General features: G+C 38.2%; 7 protein-coding genes. 3 read left to right on the top strand and 4 right to left on the bottom strand.

What is annotated here, in order from left to right:
- The 3 genes from ON064_RS07575 to ON064_RS07565 all read left to right on the top strand — a co-directional run.
- Window positions 1-341, top strand: a 341-nt coding sequence (locus ON064_RS07575; protein WP_274624294.1) for a recombinase family protein, incomplete at its 5' end; no start/stop codon positions are given.
- A 128-nt stretch (window positions 342-469) separates the two neighbouring features.
- Window positions 470-916: a hypothetical protein gene (locus ON064_RS07570; protein ID WP_274624293.1), complete on the top strand. Its 447-nt coding sequence runs from the start codon at window positions 470-472 to the stop codon at window positions 914-916.
- 17 nt (window positions 917-933) lie between these two features.
- A complete protein-coding gene (locus ON064_RS07565) occupies window positions 934-1,260 on the top strand; it encodes a helix-turn-helix domain-containing protein (RefSeq protein ID WP_274624292.1) in 327 nt (108 codons plus the stop codon).
- 375 nt (window positions 1,261-1,635) lie between these two features.
- Here ON064_RS07565 and ON064_RS07560 read toward each other — a convergent pair whose 3' ends face one another.
- The 4 genes from ON064_RS07560 to ON064_RS07545 all read right to left on the bottom strand — a co-directional run bounded on the left by ON064_RS07560 (window position 1,636) and on the right by ON064_RS07545 (window position 7,456).
- On the bottom strand, window positions 1,636-3,183 hold the full coding sequence (locus tag ON064_RS07560; RefSeq protein WP_274624291.1) for a competence protein CoiA family protein: 1,548 nt from the start codon (window positions 3,181-3,183) through the stop codon (window positions 1,636-1,638).
- A 284-nt stretch (window positions 3,184-3,467) separates the two neighbouring features.
- A complete protein-coding gene (locus ON064_RS07555; protein WP_274624290.1) occupies window positions 3,468-4,364 on the bottom strand; it encodes a tyrosine-type recombinase/integrase in 897 nt (298 codons plus the stop codon).
- 174 nt (window positions 4,365-4,538) lie between these two features.
- Window positions 4,539-5,990 (bottom strand): restriction endonuclease subunit S, encoded by a 1,452-nt coding sequence (locus tag ON064_RS07550; RefSeq protein ID WP_274624289.1) that lies wholly within the window; start codon window positions 5,988-5,990, stop codon window positions 4,539-4,541.
- Window positions 5,987-7,456 carry a class I SAM-dependent DNA methyltransferase gene (locus ON064_RS07545; RefSeq protein ID WP_274624288.1) on the bottom strand — a complete coding sequence of 490 codons (1,470 nt, stop codon included), beginning with the start codon at window positions 7,454-7,456 and terminating at the stop codon, window positions 5,987-5,989. The genes ON064_RS07550 and ON064_RS07545 overlap by 4 nt, the downstream gene beginning before the upstream one ends.

Raw genomic sequence — 7,456 nt, 5'->3', positions numbered from 1 at the left:
TTGTGGTGCTGGATATGCCGTTGTTGGATACGACACAGTACAAAGACAGTATGGGTACTTTTATTGCCGATTTGGTTTTGCAGATTCTTTCCTGGATGGCAGAAGAAGAACGGCAACGTATCCGGAAACGGCAGCGTGAAGGAATTGACTTAGCGCTGCAAAACGGCATTCAATTTGGAAGGCCGGCTGTTTTTGTTTCCGAAGAATTTAAAGAGGTTTATAGAAGATGGAAAGCAAAAGAATTAACGGCAGTCGAAGCCATGCAGGAGGCCGGAGTGAAAAAGACCAGTTTTTATAAATTGGTCAAAGCGCTCGAAGAAGAAACAGGTAACCTATTATAATAGAAGAAACTCAATTTCCTATATCAGAGCTACCCGCATAGTGTAACTCTGTATTTAAATGAAAAGGAGGCGAATATATTACACAGAATATAATTTGTTAGAAAATTTATATTCCACGTGATATAATTATGGTAGAAATCGAATTCTTAGCAGATGAACATGGCAACCAACAAGTTATAGATTTAATCACTTCTATTGCTGATAGAGCCATGACCGATAAAGATTATGCAGAACTTGCAGCTCGTATAGCCCAGCTACTTGATTACATGAAGGACATAGGCGTTCCTCCTATAGAAAAACGTACGTTATACGGTATCAGTTCGGCAGGAAATCCCATCACACTAGTGGATGTAGTAAAAGAACTGAACCACCATCCCCCACTGATGGAAGCACGAGCGAATTGGAGACCCGTAGGAGCTTTTCGAGCGATCTTTTTCTATGAAATGGACGACAAAGGCAACCAAACCATTTACTTCACAAAAGCTGTCATTAAGCAGGCGACCTATTCACGAGACTTTGAACACGCAATTAGTGCGAGTGAAAAAATGATGGTTGAATTTTTTAAACCTCAGTAAAAAAGGAGAGGGCTTAAATGGCAAATAAAAATTATAACGATGTCATGGGCATCTTAAGACAAGTGCCGAAAGTCAATGAACACCTGAATAAAATTTCGGTCATTATGGGTAAAAAAATACTCAAGAGACGCCTTGAACTAGGCTTGACCCAAAAAGAGGTTGTTTCTATGATCAAAGATCATGGAGATACCTTTACACAGGCGACCCTATCCAAGATTGAAAGTGGTGCTGATAACATCAAATCCGAAACATATGATAAAGTTTTCGTAGCTTTGGGGGGTCTCGAAGATTTAACTCCTACGTTTAAGGAAAATCCTAAAGGTAAGGATTTAATTCATTCGTAGATAGCTATGTAAAATAGAAGAAACTCAAATAGAACCAGAGAGATAGAAGCATATCCTCTCTAGTTCTATTTTTTGTCCCTATGATTTCATGGCCTGAAATATAGAACACCATCAATTAAGCCAAAGGACATGGTTCTTAGTAAAAGCCTAACTCGGAACTGTAAACTTCCTCTTGGCAATTGACACAATATCCTTTTCCGTTGGTTAATGGCACTGGACAACCACATTCACAACGTCCAAGCGAATTATCAGATGGCTCTGAAGGAACAAACCGATTTCCGCAGTACTTGCACTTTTTCATATAGCTATTATTTTCTTTCTCACATTTAGAACATTTCAATTTTCAGTCTCCCTTCATCCTGTACATTTCAGTTTTCAGCTTTTTATACTGAAGCTACTTTTTACTTTCAAGTCTTTTTTAAGTGATTTTTGGTAGACCATAAGAAAATCTTTAATGGGTACTTTTAAAATCTCTTCACGATTTTCTGTAAATTCAACTCGAGCATTTTTTAAAACGTCTCTTATTATTTGCACAGAAACCGTCCAGTTTTCCACGTAATAGTTCTCTTCCAACCACGTTAAAATAATCGGTCTCCAAACATGATTGGAAGACAAGATATAACTAGCGCCTTCTATTCTTGTCGTTCGCATTCTTTCCAGAAATTCTTTATATTTCTTTTCGGGAACGTGTGAGGATAAATTTTGGACTTTCCCTCTATTTAACTCATAAAAATATTGGCGAAAATGATCATCCAATTCTTTTTCCTGCGGACTCATGGCGTTAGATGTTGAAATTGCTCGCGATGAGGAAACCGACGGTTCGATTTGTGGAATAGCTTCTTGCAGTTCTTCTGTCTTCTCTCCCTCTATTGGGGCAACTGCAGCTTCTTTCTCTTCTTCTCTGATTCTTTGGAGAAGTGCGTTTTGTTGCGCTTGCTCTTCAAGAATCTGCCTCTCCCTTTGCTTTTTCCTCTCTACAGCTTGTAAGACACTCTCTTTGAACGTCTTCCGGAAAGAAAGCTCTTGTTCCGGATCTCGTAGCATGAACGCTTCGTTCTCGATATGAAGTGCTTGGCTAAATGGAACTCTTGATGTTTCACCAATCAGAAATCCTCTGTAGATTTCACCTCTTGCGTCATCAATAAAGCGAAAAACACGAATATAGTTTTTATCTTCAATCTGCGAAATGTAGTAAATGCTTTTCAGGTCTATTTTCCGATTTGAACTAAGCGCTGAAGTAGTATACCCCGACACGTTAAACAACTCTTCTCGGTCTGTATAAGTTGCGATTTCAGTCTTCCAGGCGTGATCCTCTTTACTGGTATGTGAACTCAACCACTCAATTTCCCACAGCAGAATACTACTCTTCATCGTTTCGGCTGCAAAATTCGCTTTATCAATCAGCCAAAGGGGTATTAATCCGTTTTCGATGAAGTACTGATGTCGTGCTTTGAAATTCCGACTATGTTCCAAGCTTTCATGTTCTGTCATATCTGTTAATACCGTAATGGCCCACTCTTTGCTGCCTATTTGAACATATAAATCCGGAAAGTGTTTCTTAAAACGTGGAACGCGATACCCTTCCGTAATCTCGACTAAATCTCTTCCAGCGGCTGCTGTGTCTAATTCGTCTTTGATCAGACTGACCAGTACCGGATGCCGAAAGGATTCTCGCTGAATTTGTTTTTTGTACTGGCGATACGCACGCTCTACTTGCTTAGATTCAAAGCATGCCAAGTTAGAAGGGTGGGCGAAATAAGTCCCTCTATCATCTCCTGACCTGACACGCATAGATACTTGGCAGTATGGACAAACATATAAGTTCTTTTTTGCTAGTTGCTTTAACTGATCCACCGAATAAATTTCTTTAAGTGAATCGATAAACTCCTCTGTGTTATCCCCTTTGTTTATAGCAAAATTCATATTCTCCCCTTCTCTGCTTGTTTTCTTAGCAAATTCTGCGTTGACTTACAATTATTATACCTTAAATTTCCAGTAATTTTGATTACATAATTTATTTACTTTTAAAAAGGACAAGTAGTTTGGCCCAATATTTTTTGTGGAGAATGAGCTTTATTAATACTCATATATATGACTACCGGTAGTTCAATAAATAAATATCTGCATTACCAAATAGAAAAGGACTGCCACAAAAAGCAACAGTCCTCTTCCATTTTCACTTTCTAAAATTCACTTTTAGGATGCATTCATAAATATTTATCAATAGTCCCTCCAGATACCGTAAGATAATGTTGAATTAACGTTTCCAACGATTGGTGGCCGGTTTGTTGCGCGATAGTGGATACATCTGCGCCAGCTGCGTGCATCGCTACTACTTGGCTTTTTCTAAAGTTATATCCCGTCAGTCCTGTCCATCGCTGCAAAGATTTATAGTATCCTATTTCACTGATTGCCGTGCTTTCATAGCGTCCATTCTTATACATCCTTCCCACAAAGTAATTATCTGGCTTCAGACGGTATTCTTGTATGTAAACGTTAATTGCATGGGTAACTTCCGGAGTGAGACGTTTCGTATGCCATCTTTTTTGCTTTTTCAAATAAACATGTACGCATTTGTTGCTCAGATCGAAATCACTTATTTTTAACCGCACCATTTCGCTAGGTCTGTTGGCGGTTACTAAATTGACGAGACAAATCGCCTTTGCTCTTATCGGGAGACAATGGAGTATATCCATCAACTCTTTCTTATTCAAGGCCGATTTTCCTCGAACTTGTGTCAAATGAGCGTATTGATCTTCCTGGTACATTTTCCGTATCCCTGAAAGCTCGTATGCCACACCAGCCTGTCCTTTGAGATCTATTTTATGAATGACACTCAAGTACTTTCTAATAGCTGCCAACCGGCGTTCCCACGTTGTTTTCTTAACTTGCTGTTCAGTTAGTGAGATGTACAAATAATCAAGCATCGCTTCTGCGCCGATTACTTGGCCTGTGCTGCAGCAATAGTTCTTGTATCTCCGAATATCGCCCTCATATTGTTTTGGTATTTCCTCCATTTTCTTTTCAATATGAACTTTTCTGTTGTGGTAACGTTTCTGATTCTCCAGAGTCTTCTGGTGAGTTGCCAATTCGAATTTCGTCATTTTTCTGCCTCCCCATTTCTTTTCAAAATCATTGTGAAACAACATTTATGATAGATTGATTTTGAAAAAAGTAATGGGACAAAGCAAAAGAGCCAGAGAAGAAAATTGACGCCTTCTTCTCTGACTCTTATAAACCATCGTTTTTGACACACAAGTATATAAATATTTTTATCTTCATTTTAATTTATCTGTAATGCAAAATAATGATTCAATTCTATTGACTATTCTTTTTTGTTCCTTCAGAGGAGGGAGTGGGATTAATGCATTCGCTATTTGTTGTGTTCCCAATCGGGGCATCTTTACTCCATAAGAACAGCTATTTGCATATCCAATAAAATATGGCGACATTAAAACCAGTTGTACATATCTAACATCTACATTCCCGTAGAGTTTTAAAGGAATAATTTCAGTTGTGCAATATCCGTCCTCCGGTGCAATCGCTACTTTATTTAAATAAGGACGGAGCTTCCCATACAATACTTCATTTTCTGAAAATCGGTACTTGTTACTTTTAACAGATTTTTCTTTTGCTAATTTCTTATCAATAATTCGACCAGTATTTTTTTCTATTTCTTCTAAATCTAGCACCCAGTCTTCGGCATTGATTTTCTCAGGAGTTATTGTCGAAGCATTACCGAAATTGGTGATATCTTTGATTCTTATCCACTCCCAATTTTCAGGGATGTCAAACGGCACTTCTTCATCAGTAATCGGCGGAAGGGTTTTTTCTTTTTTAAGAACTTTTTCTTTAATCAAAATTTCTTTTTCTCTGCGAATTCGCTCAATCAATTCAGCAGCAGGCTCATCATTCGGATCTTGTTCAACAAGCTTTCCTTGTATTGCATAATGAAGAATTGAATTCTCAAGTTTGGAAGGGAACACTTCTTTAATATTTACAGATTCTTCGTGAAGTAAATTATAGTTCTGTAATTTCAAAGTTAATTCTTCTATTTTTCTTACTATACGTTTTTGTTCGCTTAATGGCGGTAAAGGAATTAAATAATTTCTTAAAAACGATAGAGAAACAAATGACTGTACTCCTCCAGAGGATTTCCTCTTCATTTGATGTTGTTCGTATTCGAGAAACCAATACACGTATTTCATATCAATTAATGAATTATTCAACGGTTTAAATAAAGCCATATTTTTAATTGCAAATTCTCTATTTTTTTTTACTAATAAAGGATTACCTATAGATCCAATCATCGCAAAAAGGATATCACCGTTATCTACCCCGGATCTAAGATTTATTTTTGTTGCATCCTCTTGAGTTATATATTTCACATTGTCAAAATCTAAATAATCTTTTTTTAAATTTTTACTTGTTATGAGTGGAATACCCTCAGCTACATATCTTGGCGTATCATGAGTGCCATCTCGAACATCTATGACTTCTGTTAACCTCGTCCATTCCCAACTCGGGGGAATATCAAATGGTTTTTCATCATCGTTTATCATAGGTAAAGTCTTACTCTTTTTTATTATCTTGTTTTTTATTAGACGTTCTTTTTCTTCTTGAATTCGACCAATTAAATCAATTGCAGGTTCATCATTTGGATCTTGTGGAACTAACTTACCTTGCATCGCATATTGCAAAACTGATTCTTTTAATTGTTGAGCATTCATAGTGGCTCACCCAACATTTCTTGAATCTCTGCTAAAACCTCATCAATCTCTTTATTCAAACGCGTTCGATCCGCAATGTAATGTGCAATTAATTCATGTGGTTCTAAAATCTCTTCCTCTTCTTGTGGGAACTTGCACAAGTCTAGGTTGTAGTTCCGGTCGATAATTTCTTGTACTGTAAACTTCCGAGCTTTTTCATCTCTTTCATTGATAATTTCTACCCGGTTATCCCACCAATCCATAACTGGTTGGAAGTGTTCCAGTTTAATGGGACGAGTTTTTGAAAAGTTTTTGTACCCTTCTGGCATATCCACCCGGTAAAACCAAACGTCTTCAGTTGGCTTTGTATTATCGAAAAACAACATATTAGTATGAATGGAGGTATAAGGTGCAAACACACTGTGAGGCAAGCGAATAATGGTGTGTAAGTTAAAATCTTTCAACAGCTTTTCCTTGATGGCAACTTTTACGTTGTCCTCACCAAATAAGAAGCCATCAGGTAGAATCACACCGGCCCGCCCGTCTCGTTTTAACCGATACATCATGACCGAGATGAAGAGGTCTGCTGTTTCGCTGCTTCGCAAATTCATGGGGAAGTTCATTTTGATGCTGTCTTTTTCAGAGCCGCCATACGGAGGATTCATCAAAATGACATCGAACTTATCTTTCGCCTCGTATTCCCGGACATTTTTCTCCAATGAATTGCCATGAACAATCGTTGGATTATCAATGTCATGTAGCAATAGGTTTGTAATCGATAATAGGTAAGGAAAAGCCTTTTTCTCAATACCGAAAACAGCCTGATTGTACTTTTCTCGATCCTCCACCGATACAACTTGTTTCTCTAAGTAATTTAGAGAAGACGTCAAAAATCCACCTGTACCGCAAGCAAAGTCAGCAACTCGTTCCCCAAGTTGCGGTTTCACCATCTGTACCATAAAGTCTGTCGTCGCACGTGGCGAGTAATACTCACCTGAAGCACGCTGCGCTTGCAAATCTTTTAGAATTTGTTCGTAGATGTCGCCAAAAGCATGACGCTCCTTGTAGTCCGTGAAATCGATGGAGTCGATCACGTTCAAGACTTGGCGTAACAAGACCCCGTCTTTCATATAGTTATAAGCATCCTCAAACGCAAATTTGACGATGGCTTTGTTGATGGGTGTATTCTCATCAACATTCAGAGTCTTCAACGTCGGAAATAGTTCAGCGTTAACGAATGTCAGCAATTGCTCTCCTGTCATCGACTTCCCGTCTTTCGCATCTACTGCCCAGTTTCTCCAGCGGAATTCTTCTGGAAGAATCGATTCATAGTTATCCTCATGAAACTCCCATAGTTCTTCTTTTGCGTCATAAATCTTTAAAAATAACATCCAGACGATTTGCTCAATTCGCTGGGCATCGCCTGAAACTCCTGCATCGTTACGCATGATATTCTGTAGTGTCTTCACAAATGATGATATGCTCAT

It is taken from the genome of Planococcus sp. A6, assembly GCF_028823615.1.
In the GTDB taxonomy this organism is placed as follows: Bacteria; Bacillota; Bacilli; order Bacillales_A; family Planococcaceae; genus Planococcus.
Note: the sequence above shows the minus strand (reverse complement) of the source record. Positions and strands in the feature narration are given on the sequence as shown.